The organism is Nitrosomonas mobilis (assembly GCF_900103035.1).
In the GTDB taxonomy this organism is placed as follows: Bacteria; Pseudomonadota; Gammaproteobacteria; order Burkholderiales; family Nitrosomonadaceae; genus Nitrosomonas; species Nitrosomonas mobilis.
Window position 1 is genome coordinate 110,576 of record NZ_FMWO01000044.1, and the last position, 20,908, is coordinate 131,483.

The 20,908-nt window shown below is 49.0% G+C and carries 17 protein-coding genes; 11 read left to right on the forward strand and 6 right to left on the reverse strand.

Annotated features, from left to right (window positions below; all coding sequences use genetic code 11):
• The first annotated feature begins 15 nt into the window (after positions 1–15).
• Entirely contained in the window at positions 16–1,461 is a 1,446-nt protein-coding gene (locus tag NSMM_RS05810; protein WP_090285515.1) for a hypothetical protein, read from the forward strand.
• 7 nt (positions 1,462–1,468) lie between these two features.
• Here the strand turns inward: NSMM_RS05810 and NSMM_RS16020 are convergent, their stop codons facing one another.
• Positions 1,469–1,639, reverse strand: coding sequence for a thioredoxin domain-containing protein (locus tag NSMM_RS16020; RefSeq protein ID WP_218121027.1), 171 nt, complete (start codon positions 1,637–1,639; stop codon positions 1,469–1,471).
• A 90-nt stretch (positions 1,640–1,729) separates the two neighbouring features.
• Here NSMM_RS16020 and galU point away from each other — a divergent pair, with 90 nt between their 5' ends.
• A complete protein-coding gene (gene galU / locus NSMM_RS05815; RefSeq protein ID WP_090285584.1) occupies positions 1,730–2,617 on the forward strand; it encodes a UTP--glucose-1-phosphate uridylyltransferase GalU in 888 nt (295 codons plus the stop codon).
• A gap of 217 nt (positions 2,618–2,834) precedes the next feature.
• Here the strand turns inward: galU and NSMM_RS05820 are convergent, their stop codons facing one another.
• The 5 genes from NSMM_RS05820 to NSMM_RS05840 all read right to left on the reverse strand — a co-directional run bounded on the left by NSMM_RS05820 (position 2,835) and on the right by NSMM_RS05840 (position 9,165).
• Complete coding sequence (locus NSMM_RS05820) at positions 2,835–4,124, reverse strand: TolC family outer membrane protein (protein ID WP_090285517.1); 1,290 nt, start codon at positions 4,122–4,124, stop codon at positions 2,835–2,837.
• A gap of 41 nt (positions 4,125–4,165) precedes the next feature.
• Entirely contained in the window at positions 4,166–5,503 is a 1,338-nt protein-coding gene (locus NSMM_RS05825) for an HlyD family type I secretion periplasmic adaptor subunit (RefSeq protein WP_090285519.1), read from the reverse strand.
• Between the two features lie 19 nt (positions 5,504–5,522).
• Positions 5,523–7,313 (reverse strand): type I secretion system permease/ATPase, encoded by a 1,791-nt coding sequence (locus NSMM_RS05830; protein WP_090285521.1) that lies wholly within the window; start codon positions 7,311–7,313, stop codon positions 5,523–5,525.
• A gap of 96 nt (positions 7,314–7,409) precedes the next feature.
• Entirely contained in the window at positions 7,410–8,294 is an 885-nt protein-coding gene (locus NSMM_RS05835) for an NAD-dependent epimerase/dehydratase family protein (RefSeq protein ID WP_090285523.1), read from the reverse strand.
• Positions 8,287–9,165, reverse strand: coding sequence for a glycosyltransferase family 2 protein (locus tag NSMM_RS05840; protein WP_245654696.1), 879 nt, complete (start codon positions 9,163–9,165; stop codon positions 8,287–8,289). The genes NSMM_RS05835 and NSMM_RS05840 overlap by 8 nt, the downstream gene beginning before the upstream one ends.
• A gap of 434 nt (positions 9,166–9,599) precedes the next feature.
• On the opposite strand from NSMM_RS05840, the gene dnaA reads away from it, so the two are divergent.
• From dnaA to NSMM_RS05885, 9 genes are all read left to right on the forward strand, one after another.
• Positions 9,600–10,991: a chromosomal replication initiator protein DnaA gene (gene dnaA, locus NSMM_RS05845; RefSeq protein ID WP_090285526.1), complete on the forward strand. Its 1,392-nt coding sequence runs from the start codon at positions 9,600–9,602 to the stop codon at positions 10,989–10,991.
• 202 nt (positions 10,992–11,193) lie between these two features.
• Positions 11,194–12,318 (forward strand): DNA polymerase III subunit beta, encoded by a 1,125-nt coding sequence (gene dnaN / locus NSMM_RS05850; RefSeq protein ID WP_090285528.1) that lies wholly within the window; start codon positions 11,194–11,196, stop codon positions 12,316–12,318.
• 56 nt (positions 12,319–12,374) lie between these two features.
• Positions 12,375–14,807: a DNA topoisomerase (ATP-hydrolyzing) subunit B gene (gene gyrB, locus NSMM_RS05855; protein WP_090285530.1), complete on the forward strand. Its 2,433-nt coding sequence runs from the start codon at positions 12,375–12,377 to the stop codon at positions 14,805–14,807.
• A gap of 105 nt (positions 14,808–14,912) precedes the next feature.
• Positions 14,913–15,380, forward strand: coding sequence for a YbaN family protein (locus NSMM_RS05860; RefSeq protein ID WP_342671777.1), 468 nt, complete (start codon positions 14,913–14,915; stop codon positions 15,378–15,380).
• 99 nt (positions 15,381–15,479) lie between these two features.
• Positions 15,480–18,296, forward strand: a complete 2,817-nt coding sequence (locus NSMM_RS05865) for a monovalent cation/H+ antiporter subunit A (RefSeq protein WP_090285532.1) — start codon at positions 15,480–15,482, stop codon at positions 18,294–18,296.
• Positions 18,296–18,625, forward strand: a complete 330-nt coding sequence (locus NSMM_RS05870) for a Na+/H+ antiporter subunit C (RefSeq protein WP_090285533.1) — start codon at positions 18,296–18,298, stop codon at positions 18,623–18,625. The genes NSMM_RS05865 and NSMM_RS05870 overlap by 1 nt, the downstream gene beginning before the upstream one ends.
• A complete protein-coding gene (locus NSMM_RS05875; RefSeq protein WP_218121024.1) occupies positions 18,622–20,142 on the forward strand; it encodes a monovalent cation/H+ antiporter subunit D in 1,521 nt (506 codons plus the stop codon). Before NSMM_RS05870 ends, NSMM_RS05875 begins: the two co-directional genes overlap by 4 nt.
• Positions 20,142–20,630 (forward strand): Na+/H+ antiporter subunit E, encoded by a 489-nt coding sequence (locus tag NSMM_RS05880; RefSeq protein ID WP_090285535.1) that lies wholly within the window; start codon positions 20,142–20,144, stop codon positions 20,628–20,630. Before NSMM_RS05875 ends, NSMM_RS05880 begins: the two co-directional genes overlap by 1 nt.
• Complete coding sequence (locus tag NSMM_RS05885; protein ID WP_090285537.1) at positions 20,627–20,896, forward strand: K+/H+ antiporter subunit F; 270 nt, start codon at positions 20,627–20,629, stop codon at positions 20,894–20,896. Before NSMM_RS05880 ends, NSMM_RS05885 begins: the two co-directional genes overlap by 4 nt.
• The last annotated feature ends 12 nt before the right edge of the window (positions 20,897–20,908 follow it).

The following is a 20,908-nucleotide window of genomic DNA, read 5'->3' on the forward strand; positions in this document are numbered from 1 at the left end:
GAGGCGTAGATGAGCATGGATCAAAATGAGGGAAAGAAATGGCACATGCCCTGGTATGACTGGTCGATATTTTTTATACCGGGGATATTTATTCTCAGTCTTGGACTCGAGTCTGCCTTTGGCTCCCCCACAGGCCCTGATGGGCTCGCACACCGTGATTTCCGGGCTATAGCACACTGGTTTGATCCGGTATTTTTTCAGTACAATCTTATTATGACGTTGCTGACGGTGCTGGTCGTTCCATCGCTTGCTTTAAGCTATATACAAACCATGTCGGACCAGAAGGCACAGCGTTTGCAACGCGAGGTTCCAGCTGAGCACCGCAGCGAAATCCGCAGGCGGATGGGGCAGCGCGTTTCCTTTAGCACCTTTCGGGGAAGTGTCTGGCTAACCACGACTATCGTGCTGCTAGGTACCTCGATCCTGCTGCTGTTCAAGCCCATTTCCTCAGCAGGCGGAACGGGCGTAGATTTCAGTCTTGGCGCAAACATGTTGACGATGGGGCCTTTCGCAGAATTATACGAAAGGGATCCGGACGCCTATTATTCTCATCTTATCCGAAACCAGATCGCGTTCCAGTTCGGTTTTCTAGGGGCATATGTTTATTTCATCGGCTCCGTGGTCCGTGCATATTTCACCATGGATCTAACTTCTCTCACTTTCGTCGATGGTGCCATCCGCATGATCGTCGCGAGCATACTGGCATTGGTGCTTTCCTTCGCCTTCGACTTTGCTTTCCCTACCGAGCTTAAATTACCCTCTACCTCAGTCGTTGCACGTGACAGTGTTTCCACGACTGCTGCCGAGTCTTTGCCTCCCGCTGCCGCCTCGACTACTGGTGAGGTTGTACAAGATGGCGCGCATGGCGGTCAACAGGACAATTCCGACTGGGCAGCACTTCCGGCAGGCCTGAGCCTGCTTCCAGTCATCGCCTTTTTCTTTGGCTTTTATCCGAAACGGGCGACCTTGGCAATCGAACGTATTGCACTCAGGATAATGAAGGGTATCGTTTCCGACGATAGCTATCGTACGCTTCCACTTTCTATGCTTGCGGGAATGAGCTATGCACATGAACTGAGGCTGGAAAGAGAAGGTTTCGATAATATTGAAAATCTGAGCAATGCCGATGCTGTGGATCTGGCGATACGCACCTGTTTCAGCTACGGCCAGCTGAAGCAATGGATAGATCAGGCATGGCTTGCAGCTCACTTGCGGGAAGATTATCCGGACTTTGTCCGGCGCACTGGTATTGCAAGTAGTGATGAACTGCGCCATTTTCTAGCCAGCTGCGATTCTGCAAAGATCGACGGGGTGGAACAATTGGTAGCAGGGCTATCGACGGACCCTGCGACAAGCCCATCATGGAAAGTCAGACTGGCAGCAATTAAAATATTGCTCGATATAGCCCCTTTGCCGAGAAACTGTAGCAATCCAGAAACTGGCGAGCCTGGATCAGGCTAATATAGGCCTAGGTATTCTTGTTGGGCACCAGCAAGCGATTTTTTGAATTTTTCAATGTGCTTAGTGGTAAAAAATGTCCGATATTTTCTGCTAGGTAGATCAGGATGGCGCCAGATTCAAACACCGCGAAATCATCATTGTCATGGTCAACAATCGCCGGAATGCGATCGTTTTTGATTGTATATCCTTACTGCTATCCGTCGCCATAAGGCACCATACGGAATATAATCAACGACCATACCTATATATATTTCAGGATCGCATCATTATGCATACGGACACTCCGCAAATAGTCACCAAGGCAATTTTCCCGGTTGCCGGCTTGGGAACCCGTTTTCTGCCCGCCACCAAGGCATCTCCCAAAGAAATGCTGGTCGTAGTTGATAAGCCCCTGATTCAATACGCGGTAGAGGAAGCTTACGCTGCAGGCATACGTGAGATGATTTTTGTGACAGGCCGTCACAAACGCGCCATCGAGGATCATTTTGACACAGCATATGAACTGGAGGCAGAACTGGCCGCTAATGGCAGAGACGACCTCATCGCAATTGTCAATGCTGTCAAACCGGATGACATGGAATGCGTATACATCCGCCAGTCCATGCCGCTTGGTCTGGGCCATGCCATATTGTGCGCCGAACGGCTGGTTCGTGGTGAACCTTTTGCTGTGTTGCTGGCTGATGACCTGATGGTTGGCGAACCACCTATCCTGCAGCAGATGACGGAACTTCATCTTCAACATCAATGCAGCCTCCTGGCGGTGCAGGAGGTTCCACAGAATCAGACCAGACGTTACGGCATCGTCAAGGGAGACATTCTGACCTCCGACCTTGTCAGGCTGACGGGTCTGGTAGAAAAGCCACATCCCAGCATCGCCCCCAGCAATTTGGCAGTTGCCGGTCGCTATATTCTGACTTCATCGGTGTTCGATCAAATCCGCACACAACAGCGTGGCGCAGGGGGCGAAATTCAGCTTACCGATGGTATTGCGGCACTGCTTGATTCGGAACAGGTGCTAGCCTATCGATACCGTGGTAAGCGTTATGATTGCGGCAGCAAATTGGGTTTATTGCAAGCCAGTGTGGATCTTGCATCGATACATCCGGAACTCGGCCCTGAATTCTCTGATTGGCTGAAAGCGCGAGCAGGCATGTAGCCCAGCGAGTACCGAAAGTCGGTAAGACAAGTATGCGCCCCTATGTAAACCAGTACTACCATTGATCAGCATTCTGAAACTGTAACGCTGCGAACCGGGCATATAATTCGCTGGAAGCGAGCCGTTCCTGATGTGTGCCCAGTGCTAGCAAAACGATACCGGTCCTAGAATAAAGACCCTGCGTTATGCTGTAAAAAAGAATGAAGAGGCAATGCCTTCACTCTGCTGCAGAGAAATAGGTTGCCACTTTTCTCAAATCATCCCGTTCCAGCGTTCCAGCGAGAAAACGCAGACGCAAATAGGCAAGTAGATAGTTATAGCGTGCTTCGGCCAGATTAACTTGAGCAGCATAAAACTGGCTTTGCGCATCCAGCAGATCGAGATTGATACGGATTCCGCCGCGGATACTTTTCTCGGTAGCTTCCACCAGCAGGTGAGCTGAGTCAACGGCGATTTCCAGTGATTGAATGCGCAAAATACTGCTTTGCAGCAGTTGATACTGTTTTCGTAATTCCAGCATGGCCTGATCGGTCATGGCATCAAGTTCTGCTTCGGCGCGCGCCAGATTTGCGCGCGCTTGGTCGGTAACCGCATTGACACGACCTCCCGCAAAAATTGGAACATTGACTTCCACACCGACACTGGCTATCCGGGCATCACGATCCGCCGTGATGAATGAAGCCGAGTTATTACGGCTGAGGCTGGCAACCAGATCCACTCTGGGCGCATGCCCCGAGCGACTGCGCGTAACCTCCTGTTTACTAGTCTCTACCAGATAACGCTGCGTTACCAGCTCCGCATTTCTAGCCTGTGCCATTTCATGCCAACTCTCAAAGTCGGCGGGGGTGAGTGGCTGAATCGGAAAAGCTTTTCTCAAGGTGGTCAGGCGTTCGACCGGTTCTCCAACCAATGCGGACAGGGCCAGGCGAGCAGCATCCCAGGTATCCTGGGATTCAATCAATTGTGCCTGTGCCAGGGCAAAACGGGACTGAGTTTCCAGCACATCGGTACGGGTACCTTCCCCGTGCTTGAACATGTTTTCATTTACCTGCTGCAGCTCAGCTAAAGCATCACGTTCTGCCTGTGCCAAAGCCAGCCGCTCTTTCGCCAGGAGTGCCTCGAAATAAACCTCGGCCAACCGCACGATCAGCCTGTCCGCATCACCTTCAAACTTGGACTGGCTGGAGTTGGCGCGCGCCAAACCCTGGCGGTAACTCGCCACCGCTTCCAGATTCAGCAGGGGTTGGCGCAAAGCGAGCGTGGTCACTTCATTATTGAAATTGAGTGGGGCACTGATTCCACCCTGACTCAGGGTACCTCGATTAATCCCCTGTGCATGGGTTAGCGTCAGATTTGGCAGCAAGCCCGACAAGCCAATTTTCACATTTTGCTGTCCCGCTTCATTTTCATGAAGCGCCGATCGAAAGACTGGATCATTGACCAAAGCAAGTTCATAGGCCCGCAGTAAATCGACTGCATGTGCACCACTCAGTGGCAACAGCCACATGACCAATATTATTCTATACTTTGGTAAATTCAATCGCACGGCTAATCTTCGCTCAGCGAGGTATGAATTCTGTCCAGAATCGGTTTCAACAGATAATTCATCAGGGAGCGCTCACCAGTCTTGACGAATATTTCTACCGGCATGCCGGCACGGATCTGATGCTTGGCCAGTAAGGCCATGCTCTCGGGCTTGACCTGTGCTTTCATCATGTAATAGGGGATGCCAGTCTGTTCATCAGTTAAACGATCTGCCGATACCTGGGTTACTTCACCGAGGATATGCGGAGTTTTGTTCTGATTAAACGCGGAAAAAATCAGATCCACTTCCAACCCCACATGCACCCGATCAATGAGGTGCACCGGAATCTGCCCTTCAACCACCAGCACATCTTCACTGGGGATAATATCCATCATGCGAGCGCCGGGTGCCACTACGCCACCTTGTGTAAACACGCTTATCCCAACCACGAATCCATCCACCGGCGCTCTGACCAGCGCATTATCCAGTTCAAAATCCTGTGCGATCAAACGACTTTGCAACGATTGTGCTTCGCGCTGAATATCGGTCAGTTGCTGGCGCACCTCCCCCTGGTATTCTTCCACCCGTTGCACACGACGCAATTCCAGCTCGGCGATCTGCCGCTGGATACGGCCGATATTTCCTACATCCTCGGACATTTCCCCGATCAACTGCGCGCGCGAGCGCTCCAGTTCCAACACACGGTTACGCGGTACGAAACCCTCATTTGCCAGCGCCAACATGTTTTCCAGCTGTTCCTGCAGAAATCCCAGTTGTTGTTGTTTACTGCTGCGGGATGCGTTAAGACCGTTTAACTGTCCTTTCAAACCAGCGATATTTTCATGGATAGCTGCCAGATCATGCTTCACGGCTGACTGTCGTGATGTAAACAACTGATTCTGTAATGTGACCACTTCCGCTACGCGTGGATCGTGCTGGTTTTCCAGCAAGTAGACAGGGAAAACAATGGTCGTGCGATTATCGCGCTCGGCGATCAGGCGAGCTTCCACCGCACGTGCAGTAATCAATTGTGCACGGGTAATTTCCGCCTGCGCCTTGACCTGAATATCGTTCATCTTCACCAGATGCTGTCCGGCCAATACTTTTTCACCTTCCTTGACCAGAATCTCATCAATAATTCCACCAGTCTGGTGTTGTACCGCTTTACGGTTGGTTGATACGATCACCGAACCAGACAACGGCACCCCTTTGTCCAGCGGCGCAAAAGCTGCCCATAGTAAAAATCCACCCACTCCGACCAGTACAATCAGCCAACCGAGGCGGGCGTGGCTGGTTTCATCGGTATCGACCTGAACCGGTAGCTGCACAGGAGATTGATCATTCACTTTGTTGATTTCCATTTACTTGTACTCTCTGCGCTCAATTAGCAGGGTTAGCAGTATTCGTCAGCATTCCGGGAGTACTGGGCGGAGATGCAGTTTTTTGCGCTGCCTGCTGTTGCTGCTGTTGCTGTTGCTGTGCCAGAGCAGCCATGACCTGATCGGTTGGGCCAAATAATTTGGCTATGCCATCATGCAGCAATAATAGTTTGGTTGTCGCTGACAGAATTCGCGTCCGATGAGTAATCACCACGATGGTTTTACCTCTTTTTCGCAAATCAAGAATCCCTGCCAGCAGGGCCTGCTCGCCAACATCATCCAGATTGGAATTAGGTTCATCCAGCACGATCAGCGATGGATCGCCATACATAGCGCGTGCCAGCCCAATGCGTTGTTTCTGACCGCCAGACAGACCTCCCCCTCCATCTCCCAGCAACGTATCGTATCCTTTGGGCATGGTCAGAATCATTTCATGCACACCGGCACGTTTCGCCGCCAGAATCACCTTGTCAGCATCGATCTCACCAAAACGGGCGATATTTTCACTAATGGTGCCGGCGAACAGTTCAATATCCTGCGGCAAATAACCAATATGTGCGCCCAGTTCATCCTTGTTCCATTGGTAGACATCGGCCCCGTCCAACCGTACCTTGCCACTCGCTGCAGGCCACACACCTACCAGTAAACGTGCCAACGTTGATTTGCCGGAACCACTCGGCCCAATCACGCCCAGCACTTCACCGGGAGCAATCGCAAAACTCAAACCCTTGATCACCGCAACCTTCGATCCCGGAGGAGCCGCCATGATACCTTCTACCGAAATTCGTCCTTCCGGCTTGGGTAGCGCCATACCCGCCTGACGTAGCGGATTTTCGCTCAGTAATTTCGACAAACGCTCATAAGCACTGCGCGTCTGCCCAAATTGCCGCCAGACACTGATCAGTAATTGTACCGGACCGATAGCTTTACCCAGCAGGATGGAGCCAGCAATCATCATGCCGGGAGAAATGCTGTCTTCCAGCACCAGCAACGCACCCAGCCCCAGCATAATCGATTGCAGTGCTACCGCGACCGCCTTGCTGATCGCCGTAATCGTGCCGGACTTTTCGCTTGCTCGAGCCTGCAGATTCAGAAAACGGCGATGCAGTTCATACCAGCGTGCTTGCAGATTGGGCAGCATGCCCATTGCCTCAATTACCTCAGCATTGCGCAGATTGTTGTTTGCCAGGGCAGAGGATGCGACGGCGAGGGAATTGGCTTCCGCCAGGGGTTTATGCGAGAGCCGCTCATTAAGAAAAGCGAGCAATACCAGCAGGGCTGTGCCAAACAGGGCAAACACGCCTAGCCAGACATTAAACAGAAAAATAACCAGCAAATAAACCGGAAACCAGGGGGCATCAAAGAAAGCAAACAGGGCGTTACCAGTCAGAAACTGGCGCAGATTGGTCAGATCCTGCAACGCCTGACCGGCGTTTCCATTGGCCTGCCGCAGGTTTTGCTCAAAAGCGGCAGTGTACACGCGCCGATTCAGCTTCATGTCAAATTGCGCGCCAATGCGAATCAGCACAAAACTGCGCACATATTCCAGTGCACCCATAAAAATATAGGCACCCAGCATGATCAAGGTCAACATCAGCAGCGTCATCTCGTTACGGCTGGTCAGCACGCTATCATAAAGTTGTAGCATATATAACGCGGGCATCAGCATTAATAAATTGATGACTGCGCTAAACACGCCTACTGTTCGGAATGCATGCTTAAAACTGGCAAGAGTCTGCGCCAACTCGCTTTGTGGGGATTGGCCATTTTTCGCTAATGGTAAGCTAGGCATGCAAAACTCCTGTCAACAACACAGTGGTGCCATGCAATTGAGTCAAATATTGGTTTTTCTGGAAAAAATAAAATACTGCTGGAAGATCGTTCGTTATCAACACAAATCTTTTTTATTTAAGGTAAAAGGGCCAGGAGCGTAATTAAAGTCATGAATTGCGGCTGAATAATCAAACACCATATCCTGATTCATTCTGTCAGCCATGCCTGAGGTGACATGCTGAAAACGCGGCAATATTCTCGCCATTTTCACAGCAGCGTGTATTAGCCATTCCGGAAAATGGAGCAGCCGTGGCGGCTGCTCCATTGCGAAAAAAATCTTTTCAACCATGTTGTGATAGGCAAGCGTCTCGCCACCGGCGATATTGTAAACCTGATCGACTGCCCGTTCAGATAATAAAGCAGCCTGACACGCACTGGCAACATCTTCCACATGCACAGGTTGACGTAATCCCTTTGCCTGACCGGTTAACGGGAAGAAACCAAATTGACGAATGAAACGTACAATCTGCATGATATTTTGATCCCGCCCCCAACCGTAAATCAAGGTCGGCCGCAAGATCGTCCAGCGCACACTCTGCTGTTTTGCCCAATCCTTGATACGTGACTCGCCTTCCGCCAACTGATTTGCCAATGCCCGCTCGTTGCTGTCAATCGAATGATTTTTGGTCAATACGCTGGTGGAAGACAATGCTACTATCCGACGCACTCCCTGCGCAATCAGCCAGTCAGAATGCGCCGGCAACGTCCAGATCGGTGCCAGATAGAGCCAGTCAGTGATTTTTTCGCCTTGATCAATACCGTTGTTGTTTCCCGCATGAATCTGCCGCCATGAAAGCGCCGGGTGTTGTTTCTGCATAATCGTTTCTACATTACGACGCGTGCATGCCTTGACCTGCCAATCATTTTTCAGCAATTTACTTACCAGACACTCACCGACAAAACTGGTTGCGCCAATTACGCCAACAGATCGTTTATCCACGATGTAGACCTGTTGATTTTAATAAACTGACGCCAACATGATAAAGCACAATCACACTGAAACGCATCGTTATCCCGATGGCCACCAGCCAGGTCAGCCCAACAGGATAACGATGCAAAAAAAATTTGCGGTAAAAGCGCAACATTCCCCTGTGTTTGTGCCAGGCAACGAAAAAAGGGCGAGCATGGCTGCAGGCTCCCTGATGATGCAATACCGGAACATCCGGCACAAACAGGATTTTCCAGTTTTTCTGCCGAAATCGCATGCACCAGTCCAGATCTTCACAATGCAAAAAATAGCCTTCATCCCAGATACCGACCGCATCAATCGCTTGCCGACGCACCAGCATCAAGGCGCCAGAGATTGCTTCAACCTCAATAGGCTGATCCGGAAGCGGCTGATGATGTAGGTGAAAATCAAAAAAAAGCGTAGGAAAGAAACGGGCAAAGCGATAAAGACCAGTTGCTCTTACAAAGGCGCGCCATGGGGTTGGAATAGCACGACGGCTTCCTCCTTGTTCACTGCCATCGGCATTGAGTAGTCGCCCTCCTACCATGCCTGTCCGTCGATCTGACTCAATCACCTGTCTCAGCCGCTCAACAGCGTCCGAACTTATCAAACAGTCCGGATTAATGAAAAGAATATAGGGAAATACCACCGCGCTCAAACCCAGGTTGCAACCTGCGGCAAATCCTACGTTTTTCTGCAAGGAAATGATATTAAGCTGTCCATCACCAAAAAATGCATCTTTGAGTCTGACAATACTGGTATCAGTCGACGCATTATCCACAACGATAATTTGTCCTACTTGCGTTGACAGGGCAAGTGCACAATCAACCAGTAATTCGCCCGCATTGTAATTTACGATCAAAGCAGTTATCGGGACTTGATAATTCATCCTGCAATTTTCTGACGAACTATGACTGTTTATTTTAGGGATGAATTCGTTTTTTACCTACACTATGCATGCTGATGGAAAATCAGCCAGCTATGCACGTCTGATGACTGATTTTTAATAAACTTAATTGGCGCATTCTCCGGAAAAATCCAATCCAATATTCTGCCTACCCCGGCAGAGAAACTTTATTATACTACTGATACCTGTCAAAACCTGTAAGCTGTGATCAGGTAACTTCAGTAATGTATTTAGAGGTGCCCTTTATCTTTATTAGGCGGGTCCTCATTTTGGCCTGTTCATATCGAATCATTTCGTGTCGAAATACTGGTTCTAGTATAGCCATAAAATAGTTACCAATTGTTTACCGCTGTAACCATTCGTATCAAATCATACGTGAAAAAAATTTTATGCTGAAAATAGAACCCTTCTGGCATGATTGTCTAGCGCAGTTCGATCAGGAATTGAATAGTCAGCAATTTAATACCTGGATTAAGCCATTGCGGCTGGAAACCTCGCCGGAAGATGAAAATACCCTGATATTGATCACACCCAATCGTTTTGTTCAGCAATGGATTCGTGATAATTTCATGAGTCGTATCGAACAAATCGCGCAGCAATATTTCTGTCAGGAAGTATCACTCAAGCTTGTGCTGGATAAAAATAGTAAGGATCAGCCGGTAATCAAACCTGATCCAGCGTCGAATCACGCAAAAACAAAAAAAATAAATGCCACGATAGCCGCCCGCAAGTCTCCTGCTAAATTAATCAAAAAAGCGGATAACAGTTTCCTGAATCCTGCTTTTAATTTTGATACCCTGGTCACTGGCAAGGCTAACCAGCTGGCGCGCGCAGGAGCACTACAAGTTGCGGATCGCCCAGGCATTGCCTACAACCCCTTGTTCATTTATGGCGGGGTCGGTTTAGGGAAAACTCATCTGATTCATGCCATTGGAAATCAGGTACTGCATTTAAATCCGGTTGCCAAAATACGTTATGTTCATGCCGAAAAATATGTTTCGGATGTGGTCAATGCGTATCAACACAAATCATTTGACAAATTCAAGTCTTATTATCATTCATTGGATCTGCTTCTCGTAGACGATGTGCAGTTTTTCAGCGGTAAAAACCGTACTCAGGAAGAATTCTTTTATGCATTTAATGCATTGGTAGAAGCACACAAGCAAGTTATTATCACTTCCGATTGTTATCCTAAGGAGATTAGCGGACTGGAAGAACGACTGGTCTCAAGATTCGGCTGGGGATTAACCGTCGCCATTGAGCCGCCTGAACTGGAAATGCGAGTAGCGATTTTGTTGAAGAAAGCGCAGGCTGAAAAAATGAGGCTCGATGAAAATACGGCTTTTTTTATTGCCAAATATATTCGCTCCAATGTTAGGGAGTTGGAGGGGGCACTTAAACGCGTGTTAGCTTATTCCTGTTTCACTAATCTGCCCATTTCTCTGGAACTTGCCAAAGAGGCATTGAAGGACTTGCTGGCCGTTCAAAACCGGCATATTTCAATTGAAAATATCCAGAAAACTGTAGCCGAATATTACAAAATCAAACTCACCGATATGTTCTCCAAAAAGCGTACCAGGATTATTGCCCGTCCTCGTCAGATTGCAATGGCGGTTGCTAAGGAACTGACCCAGATGAGTTTACCGGATATCGGTGAAGCCTTTGGCGGCAGGGATCACACCACGGTATTGCACGCACATCGTAAAATCATGGAATTACGTTTATCTGACGCTGCTATAAGTCGGGATTTCAACGCACTGCTGCATATCCTGCGTGGTTGACACTTCTCTGTGCAGAAGCTGTATAGATTGTGGATAACTACGGTTATATCCGATAACAATATTTTTATCCACAATTTATCAATAGACTATACATTGTTTATACCGCTGTTAGATGTATGTTAATACTTTGATAATAAAATGAATTAATTTTTATACCGTATTTAGTGTTACCTTATTAACTATTATTATTCTTTTTAACTTAATGAAATTATCAATAACGGATCTCAATCTTTTACTCAAACCACTTCAGATGGTCAGTGGTGTCGTAGAGCGACGACAAACGATGCCCATCCTGGCAAACACATTGATTGAAATCGGTGATGGAAAGCTGAAATTGATTACCTCAGATATGGAAATCGAAAGTGAAGCCACTTCTTCCAGCGAAGAATTAATCGTTACCGAACCATTGCATACCACGGTACCGGCGAGAAAACTACTGGATATTCTGAGAGCGCTACCGAAAAATGCTTCACTCGAACTGAGTAAACAGGAAAACCGTTTGCTGATTATTTCAGGAAAAAGCCGTTTTCATCTTCAATTATTACCAGCAGAAGCGTTTCCACGGATGCACCGAGAAGTGGAAAGTGAAAAGATTTCTTTTACGTTAACTCAAAAAAATCTGAAAAAACATATACAGATTGCCATCCATGCTATGGCTCAGCAAGATTTGCGTTACTATTTGAATGGCATGATTTTTGCAGTAGAAGCAGACCGATTAACTTTAGTAGCGACAGATACTCGTCGCTTGAGCCTTTCCGGTATATCATTGAATCAGCAATTTGACAAAAGCGCCGCGATCCTACCGCGTAAAGCGGCACAAGAACTGGTTCGTCAATTGGAAGACAGTGATGCGCCAGTGACGATTGAAATAACTTCTAAAATTTTCCGCTTCATTTTTCCGGAAGCAGCGTTGACATCCAAAACCATTGCTGGAAACATTATTGACTACAAGGCCGCTCTTCCTAAGGAACGAAATTATCAATTCTCAGTGAATAGAATAGAATTTCTCTCAGCACTCAAAAGATTGGCGATCATATTTAACCAGAGTGACCCTTTTCATAACGTCCGGTTCAAGCTTGCTGATAACGCAATCCTTCTGTCCGTTGCTAATCTGGAACATGAAGAAGCCAGCGAGGAGATTGAAACCAGTTACCAGCTTGATCCTATCGATACTGTATTCAACATATTGTTATTTATAGAAATTCTTAATGATATGGGCTCAGATTTCATTGAATGTTCATTTGAAGAAACTCATGAAGGCCGACTATTAATTACCGCACCAAATGAAAACGATTTCCTGCACATCCTGATGCCGATGAAAAGGTAAATAACATACCGATTCAGCAAATTTCATTTTTTAATTAAATAAAGTGAACCCTGTAGATGAATGACAATACCTCAAGATTTTCCAGTAAAAACAGTGACAATCCACAAGAATATAATTCGGACAATATCAAAATTCTGAAGGGGCTGGATGCGGTTCGCAAGCGTCCCGGGATGTATATTGGCGATACCAGTGATGGAACCGGGTTACATCACATGGTGTTTGAAGTGGTTGACAATGCAATCGATGAAGCGCTTGCTGGATATTGTGACGATATTCTGGTCGTCATTCATCCGGACAATGCGGTCAGTGTTCACGATAACGGTCGTGGTATTCCGACTGGAATCAAGCAGGATGATGACCTGAAACGCTCGGCAGCTGAGATTGTCATGACTGAATTGCATGCAGGGGGGAAATTTGACGATAATTCCTACAAAGTTTCCGGTGGCTTGCATGGTGTAGGGGTATCGGTGGTCAATGCCTTGTCGGAATGGTTACGCTTGACAATTCGTCGTGAAGGCAAGGTATATCAGATAGAGTTTCGAGATGGAGTTCCGGTTGCTCCTCTGAAAATCATTGGTGAGACCGAAAAAAACGGTACGGAAGTACATTTTCTGGCCAGTCAGACTATTTTTGGTGATATTACCTATCACTATGAAATTTTTTCCAAGCGACTGCGCGAGCTCTCCTTTCTAAACAACGGCATCAAGATCAGACTGGTCGATCAACGTGAAGACAAAGAGGAGATATTCGCGTTCAGTGGTGGTATTCGTAATTTTGTAGAATATATCAACCGCAGTAAAACTGTGTTGCACCCTAAAATATTCTCGGCAAAAGGTATAAAGGAAGATATTTCAGTCGAAGTTGCCATGCAGTGGAATAATAGCTACGCCGAGCAAGTGTTATGTTTTACCAACAACATTCCACAAAAAGATGGCGGCACTCATCTGACCGGACTACGCGCTGCGATGACACGTACTCTAAATAACTATATCGAGCAAAATGAGCTTGCGAAGAAAGCCAAAGTAGATACTACCGGCGACGACATGCGTGAAGGGCTGACCTGTGTACTATCGGTCAAGCTCTACGAACCGAAATTTTCCTCACAAACCAAAGAAAAACTGGTGTCCTCCGAAGTGCGTCCGGTAGTCGAAGAAGTTATTTCACAAAAACTTTCTGATTTTTTGCTGGAAAACCCCAATGAAGCCAAATTGATTTGCAACAAAATCATAGATGCGGCCAGGGCGCGTGAGGCCGCGAGAAAAGCGCGCGAACTGACACGTAGAAAAGGCGTACTGGACAGCATGGGATTACCGGGGAAACTGGCGGATTGTCAGGAAAAAGACCCAAGATTGTGTGAAATTTATCTGGTGGAAGGAGACTCGGCTGGTGGTTCGGCGAAACAGGGACGCGACCGTAAATTCCAAGCGATCATGCCGCTTAAGGGTAAGATTCTGAATGTTGAAAAATCACGTTTCGACAAACTGATTTCTTCGCAGGAGATCATTTCTTTAATTACCGCATTGGGTACCGGTATCGGCAAGGACGAATACAACCCGGACAAACTGCGTTACCACCGCATCATCATTATGACCGATGCGGACGTGGATGGCGCCCATATCCGCACCTTGCTGCTGACCTTCTTCTACCGGCAAATGCCAGAGTTGATTGAACGTGGTCATGTCTACATTGCCCAACCACCGCTTTATAAAATCAAGCATGGCAAACAGGAGCGCTACTTAAAGGATGATCATGAGCTGAAGCGCTATATGTTGAGCCTTGCACTCAAGAATGCCGAACTTTATCCTGGAGAGAATCGAGCGCCGTTAGCAGGGGAAACGCTTGCCAGCATTGTCGATATCTATCTGCTCGCAGAAGCGGTCATCAAGCGCATGAGCCATTTGATCGATCTTAAGGTTTTATACGCGTTGTTGAAGCAACCTGAGATTGATCTAAGTTCGCTTGCTAGTGCAGAAGTCAGCGCACATAATCTGTCAAGTATCTTGCAGCAAGAAGTACAGATTACGGCCGAATACGATGAAGCGTTTGAACGCTATCGACTAAAAATTATCCGCAACCTGCATGGAAATCAGTTAACTAGTTATCTTGATGAAGATTTTCTGCATAGTGGTGATTTTACCCATATCCAACATGCTGCTCAGATGCTGGATGGTCTGCTAGGAGAGCATGCGAGAATCAAGCGTGAAGAACGCGAGTTTCCTATTCGTGAATTCAGTGATGCGCTCACGTGGTTAATGGAAGAAGCGAAGAAAGGTATCGGTATCCAGCGATATAAAGGATTGGGCGAGATGAACCCGGATCAGTTATGGGAAACGACCATGGATCCCAAAAACCGGCGCTTGTTACGCACCCAGATTGAAGACAGTATTTTGACCGATGAAATCTTTACGACACTGATGGGTGATGTAGTGGAACCGCGACGCGCATTTATTGAAAATAACGCGTTACGTGCCAGAAATATTGATGTTTAGAGTGTGAAAGGATGGTGAAGCTCAAAGGGTCGAACATCCTGGCAGGAAAGATGTCACAAATATTGAAATTCCGATTTGTTTATCAATCATGCATTGAGCTTTGTAATGATGCTTGCTCGACACGATAATAATCAGCAGCCCGAATCTGTACAGATTCATATTCTGCAGCTGCATGATTCTACATTCATCCGCTGGTTGTATTTTGCAATCGGTTTGACTGCACTGCTGGCAGGTATTCTCGGTATTTTCCTGCCGGTTTTACCCACGACGCCATTTATTTTGCTGGCAGCGGGCTGTTTTGCGCGCAGCTCCGAGCGTTTTCATGTGCTGCTGATGAATCATCGCATCGCCGGCCCGATCATTCGCGAATGGTGTGAACATCGGAGTATGCCTCGCAAAGTCAAACGCTGGGCTTATCTGTTCATGACCTTGTCGTTCGGCAGTTCCATTCTGATTGTCTCTTTCTTGTGGTTGAAAGGCATGTTGGCATTGCTGGCATTAACGCTTGCTTTTTTTATCTGGCGCGTGCCAGTGAGGGAGGCCGAGTCAAACAGTAACCAAAAAATGCCATAATAGCGCCCGCTGAAAACGATCCAGTTGTTTACTCCTTTCCGAATACCTCTTGTATTCGGAATTGCTGATTTTCATATTTTAAATAATTAATTAATTAATATGATTTTATTGTCGATCGTCCTGTTGCCTTTTTTTGGCGCACCTTTTGCCGCCATGATTTCCCGGCTGGGACGTTTGCACGCTGCCTGGTTTGCCGGAGCGGTCAACCTGCTGGCGCTCGGCCTGTTGCTCCCGCAGGCAGTTGCCGTGTTCGATGGACAAATCCTGCTATCGCGTTTTGAGTGGATACCGTTGTTGGGACTCGATCTGGTGTTTCGTCTGGATGGACTGGGACTGCTGTTTGCCTTGTTGATTCTCAGCATCGGATTGCTGATCATCATTTACGCACGTTATTATCTCTCCACGCAAGATGACATGGGGCGGTTTTACGCTTATCTGCTGCTCTTCATGGGTTCAATGCTGGGGATCGTGCTGGCAGAAAATCTTATTCTGCTTCTGATTTTCTGGGAATTGACCAGTCTTTCGTCTTTTCTGCTGATCAGTTACTGGCAACATCGTCAGGAATCCCGCAGCGGCGCGCGCATGGCACTGACGATCACCGGCGCTGGTGGTTTGGCTCTGCTGGGCGGTTTTTTGCTGTTGGGCGAGATCGTTGGCAGCTATGAATTGACCACCATTCTCGCTTCTGGTGAGCGGATCCATGCGCATCCGCTCTATTTGCCAATGCTGCTATTGGTGTTACTGGGGGCGTTTACCAAATCAGCTCAATTTCCGTTTCATTTCTGGCTGCCCAATGCGATGGCAGCGCCAACCCCGGTTTCGGCCTATCTGCATTCCGCGACGATGGTCAAGGCCGGCGTTTTTCTGCTGGCGCGGCTGTTCCCGGCTTTGTCGGGTACGCCGGAATGGTTCTGGCTGGTTAGTGGCGCAGGGTTGATTACGTTGATTCTTGGCGCCTACATTGCGCTGTGGAAACATGATCTCAAGGGATTACTCGCCTATTCGACCATCAGTCATCTCGGCCTGATCACACTGCTGTTCGGCATCAGCACACCGATGGCAGCGGTTGCGGGCGTTTTTCACATTATCAATCACGCCATTTTCAAGGCATCCCTGTTTATGGCGGCCGGTATTATCGATCACGAGGCAGGCACGCGCGACATGCGCCGCTTGAGTGGTCTCTGGCAATTCATGCCATATACCGCGACACTGGCAATGGTCGCAGCAGCATCGATGGCCGGTGTACCACTGATGAACGGTTTTCTTTCCAAGGAAATGTTTTTTGCTGAAACCCTGCATGACATCAATTTGCCATGGGGCTGGTTGTTGCCGGCAGGTGCAACCTTGGCAGGCATTTTTGCCGTGGCATATTCCTGGCGCTTTATTCACAATGTTTTTTTTGGCGCTGCGCCAGTCGGATTACCCAAAACGCCGCATGAGCCGCCGCGCTGGATGAAGGTGCCGGTGGAAATACTCGTGGCGCTGTGCGTGGTTGTGGGCATCTTTCCCAATCTGACGGTAGCGCCATTACTCACGGTTGCGGCCAGCGGCACGTTACAGTCGGCTTTGCCGCAGTATACGCTTGCCATCTGGCATGGTTTCAATCCGGCACTGTGGATGAGCCTGATTGCGCTGGCTGGCGGTGTTGCGGTTTATCATCTGTTTAACCATTTTTTTTCGTTGCGTCAGCATGGTATCGAATGGCCATCGATGAAAACACTCTACCAGTTTCTGCTGGATAAATTATTTTTGATCACGAATTACGTGACGCACCTGCTGCAGACAGAATCTCTGCAACGCATGGTCTGGGTGCTGGTTCTGTTTGCGGTGCTGCTCGGAGCAGGAGGCTTTACCGGTGAATCGTTTTCACTCACAGGTGAACGGGTTTTGTTGCCCGTGGATGGTGTCAGTCTGGTCGTTGCTGTCGTGATGCTGCTGGCAGCAGTGGCAACTGTTCTGTTTCACCGCCAGCGGCTGGTGTCGCTCATCATGATCGGCACCGTCGGCTTGGGTGTTGCACTGATCTTTGCCAAGTTTTCCGCACCTGATCTGGCGCTGACCCAGCTTTCGGTGGAATTTGTGACCATTGTGCTAATGTTGCTGGCACTGTATTTCCTGCCTCAAATCACGCCATCGTCCTCCAAACCTCTATGGCGCGTGCGCGATGCCTTGCTTGCATCCGGTGCAGGCATTGGTGTGGCAGCGCTTGCCTGGGGTGTGCTGACTCGGCCCTATGATACGATCGGTGATTTTTTTCTGACGCATAGCGTGCCGGAAGGAGGAGGACACAACGTTGTCAACGTCATTCTGGTCGATTTTCGCGGTTATGACACCCTGGGGGAAATTACCGTCATGGCGCTGGCGGGCCTGGGAATCTATGCGATGCTCGAAGGCTTAAAATTGAAAAGTCTGGCAACCGATTTCAGTACTCGAACCTGGGATGAAGATCGTCATCCGCTGATCATGGGCGCACTGACCCGGATATTGTTTCCACTGATGCTGATGGTAGCTATCTTTATCCTGCTGCGCGGCCATAACCAGCCAGGGGGCGGCTTCATTGCCGGATTGATTACTGCTGTTGCGCTGATCACACAATATCTGGCGCAAGGGACGACCTGGACGCAGGCGCGTCTGCCAGTCGACATGCATACCGTGATCGGCAGCGGTTTGCTGATTGCTTTCGTGACAGGGCTTGCCAGCTGGTGGTTTGGCTATCCATTCCTGACATCCACTTTCGGTCATGTGCATACCGCAATGACCGGCGAATTCGAATTGGCCTCAGCGATGGCATTCGATCTGGGTGTTTTTCTCGTGGTGGTGGGCGTGACCGTGCTCATCATCGTTAATCTTGGTATGGTGCACAGTGACAGTCATCTTCCCAGTCGCACCATCAAACCTCACCCGAAAACACATTAATGGAAGCACTGATTGCAATCATCATCGGTACCCTGACAGCGTGCGGTGTTTATCTGGCGCTGCGTGAACGTACCTTTCCAGTCGTGCTAGGACTGACATTTCTGTCCTATGCGGCCAATATCTTTCTGCTGGCGATGGGGCGGCTGACTATAGGCGCTCCACCGATCATCACCCAAAATGGGGAAACCTACGCGGATCCGATTCCCCAGGCTCTGGTGTTGACTGCAATTGTGATCAGCTTCGCCATGACGGCGTTTGTGATCGTGCTGGCACTCAAGACCTACAAAGAAATGGGCAATGATCATGTAGATGGAATCCATAAACCATGATGGCGCATGACGTGATCGCCCCGGTACTGTTGCCGCTCTTGGCGGGAATCATGCTGGTGCTGTTGCGAGGAAAAAGTCTGCTGCTGCAACGCAGCCTCAGCATCTTGTCAATTTTACTGCAGATTTTTCTGGCAGCAGGATTACTTACTCAGGTCAGTGACGGGGCCATTTTGACGTATTCCCTTGGCGATTGGCCGGCGCCTTTTGGTATTCTGCTGGTGGCAGATCGCCTTGCCGTCTGGATGCTGCTGGTGACTTCGCTGGTGGCCCTGTTTTCCCTGCTATATGCGTTTAATGGCACTGACAGCAATGGACATCATTTTCATGCGCTGTTCCAGTTGCAGTTGTTTGGCTTGAACGGCGCTTTCCTTACCGGCGATCTATTCAATCTGTTCGTTTTCTTCGAAATATTGCTGATTGCCTCCTACAGCCTGCTGTTGCATGGTGGGGGTCGATTGCGAACCAAAGCCGGGTTGCATTTCGTTGTGATTAATCTGGTGGGCTCTACATTGTTCCTGTTTGCCGTGGGCGTTCTGTACGGTTTATTGGGCACACTTAATATGGCGGATCTGGCAGCAAGGATCGCAGTGATGCCGCAGGAACAGGCGCCCCTGATCAAGGCAGCGGGGCTGTTGCTATTTAGCGTGTTTGCACTCAAAGCCGCACTGGTGCCGCTTTATCTGTGGCTGCCATCGGCGTACGCACACACGTCGGCGCCGGTTGCGGCATTGTTTGCCATCATGACCAAGGTCGGTGTCTACAGCATTCTGCGTATCTATACGCTGTTATTTGGTGCACAAGGGGGACTGGCAGCCAACCTGATCGAACCATGGTTGTTACCGCTTGCGCTGTTGACATTGCTGATCGGCATGGCAGGTGTGGTGGCGAGCAGCGGACTGCGTCAGCAAACGGCGTATCTGGTCGTCGCTTCCGTCGGTTCGCTGCTGACTTCGCTGGGACTCAATACCGAAGCAGGTATCGCAGCAGGTTTATATTATCTGCCACATTCCACCTTTGCCGCAGCGGCCTGTTTTTTGCTTGTCAACAGCATTGTCAACCGACGCGGCGCGCTGGCGGATAAATTTGAACCGGCTCCCCCTATTCAGCATGCGCGACTGTTGGGAGGGCTCTTTTTTGTCACGGCCGTATTGCTCGCGGGTTTGCCGCCATTATCGGGTTTTATTGGCAAGTTCATGATTTTGCGTGCGGCATTGACCCACCCGCAGCTTGTGTGGATCATGGCCATAATACTGATCACCAGCCTGCTGGCATTGATTGCGCTGGCGCGCAGCGGCAGCTTGCTGTTCTACAAGGTACAGGGCGTACCAGAACCCGTTAATTTTACAAGCAGCGCGGTTTTTACAGAAATCATGCCAATTATCGGGCTGTTGAGTCTGTGCCTGGGGCTGGTGCTGTTCGCGGGGCCGGTGAGCGATTATCTGCAGCTGACAGCCGAGCAATTGCGGCAACCTGGCGGATATATCCGGGCTGTTCTGTTGATGGAGGAGTCGAACTGATGCGACAATTGTTGCCTCACCCGCTGTTGACGCCAATACTGGCAATCCTGTGGTTGTTGCTGGTAAATAGTATTGAATCTGGTCAGATCGTGCTGGGATTATTTCTGGGCTGGTTATTGCCGAAACTGACCATCCAGTTCTGGCCGGAGCAGATCCGGATTTACCGACCATTGCTGCTGTTGAAATTCCTGGGTATTTTCCTGCTGGATATTATTCTGGCGAATTTCACGGTTGCGCGTCTGATTCTGGGTAGTCCCCAAAGCTTGCGTCCGCTGTTCGTAACGATTCCGCTGGATGTTCAATCCGGCCTTGCGATCAGTTTTCTCGCCAATGTCATTTCTCTGACACCAGGAACGGTATCTTCACGTGTGTCACCCGATCATCGCTATCTGCTGGTACATGCCTTGAACGAGACCGATCCCGCTGCACTGATTGCGACCATCAAATCGCGTTATGAAGCCCCATTGAAGGAGATTTTCGAAAAATGATCACGATTGCCGTTATGATTGCTCTGACGTTAATGACACTCGCCGTGGCGCTAAGCTTTTGGCGGCTGCTGCGCGGCCCCAGCCTGCCGGATCGAATATTGGCGCTGGATACCCTCTATATCAATACCCTCGCATTGCTGATCCTGCTCGGCATTCATCTGGGCAGCGCGCTCTATTTTGAAGCGGCGCTCTTGATCGCAGTGATGGGGTTTGTCGGTACGGTGGCGGCGTGCAAGTATCTGCTGCGCGGCGACATCATCGAATAACAGGAGGCATGC

Excerpts from the sequence above, each read along its gene's own strand:
- NSMM_RS05810 (WP_090285515.1), top strand. The coding sequence starts at position 16 with ATGGATCAAAATGAGGGAAAGAAATGGCACATGCCCTGGTATGACTGG.
- galU (WP_090285584.1), top strand. The coding sequence starts at position 1,730 with ATGCATACGGACACTCCGCAAATAGTCACCAAGGCAATTTTCCCGGTT.
- NSMM_RS05820 (WP_090285517.1), bottom strand. The coding sequence starts at position 4,124 with ATGTGGCTGTTGCCACTGAGTGGTGCACATGCAGTCGATTTACTGCGG.
- NSMM_RS05825 (WP_090285519.1), bottom strand. The coding sequence starts at position 5,503 with ATGGAAATCAACAAAGTGAATGATCAATCTCCTGTGCAGCTACCGGTT.
- NSMM_RS05830 (WP_090285521.1), bottom strand. The coding sequence starts at position 7,313 with ATGCCTAGCTTACCATTAGCGAAAAATGGCCAATCCCCACAAAGCGAG.
- dnaA (WP_090285526.1), top strand. The coding sequence starts at position 9,600 with ATGCTGAAAATAGAACCCTTCTGGCATGATTGTCTAGCGCAGTTCGAT.
- dnaN (WP_090285528.1), top strand. The coding sequence starts at position 11,194 with ATGAAATTATCAATAACGGATCTCAATCTTTTACTCAAACCACTTCAG.
- gyrB (WP_090285530.1), top strand. The coding sequence starts at position 12,375 with ATGAATGACAATACCTCAAGATTTTCCAGTAAAAACAGTGACAATCCA.
- NSMM_RS05860 (WP_342671777.1), top strand. The coding sequence starts at position 14,913 with ATGATGCTTGCTCGACACGATAATAATCAGCAGCCCGAATCTGTACAG.
- NSMM_RS05865 (WP_090285532.1), top strand. The coding sequence starts at position 15,480 with ATGATTTTATTGTCGATCGTCCTGTTGCCTTTTTTTGGCGCACCTTTT.
- NSMM_RS05870 (WP_090285533.1), top strand. The coding sequence starts at position 18,296 with ATGGAAGCACTGATTGCAATCATCATCGGTACCCTGACAGCGTGCGGT.
- NSMM_RS05875 (WP_218121024.1), top strand. The coding sequence starts at position 18,622 with ATGATGGCGCATGACGTGATCGCCCCGGTACTGTTGCCGCTCTTGGCG.
- NSMM_RS05880 (WP_090285535.1), top strand. The coding sequence starts at position 20,142 with ATGCGACAATTGTTGCCTCACCCGCTGTTGACGCCAATACTGGCAATC.
- NSMM_RS05885 (WP_090285537.1), top strand. The coding sequence starts at position 20,627 with ATGATCACGATTGCCGTTATGATTGCTCTGACGTTAATGACACTCGCC.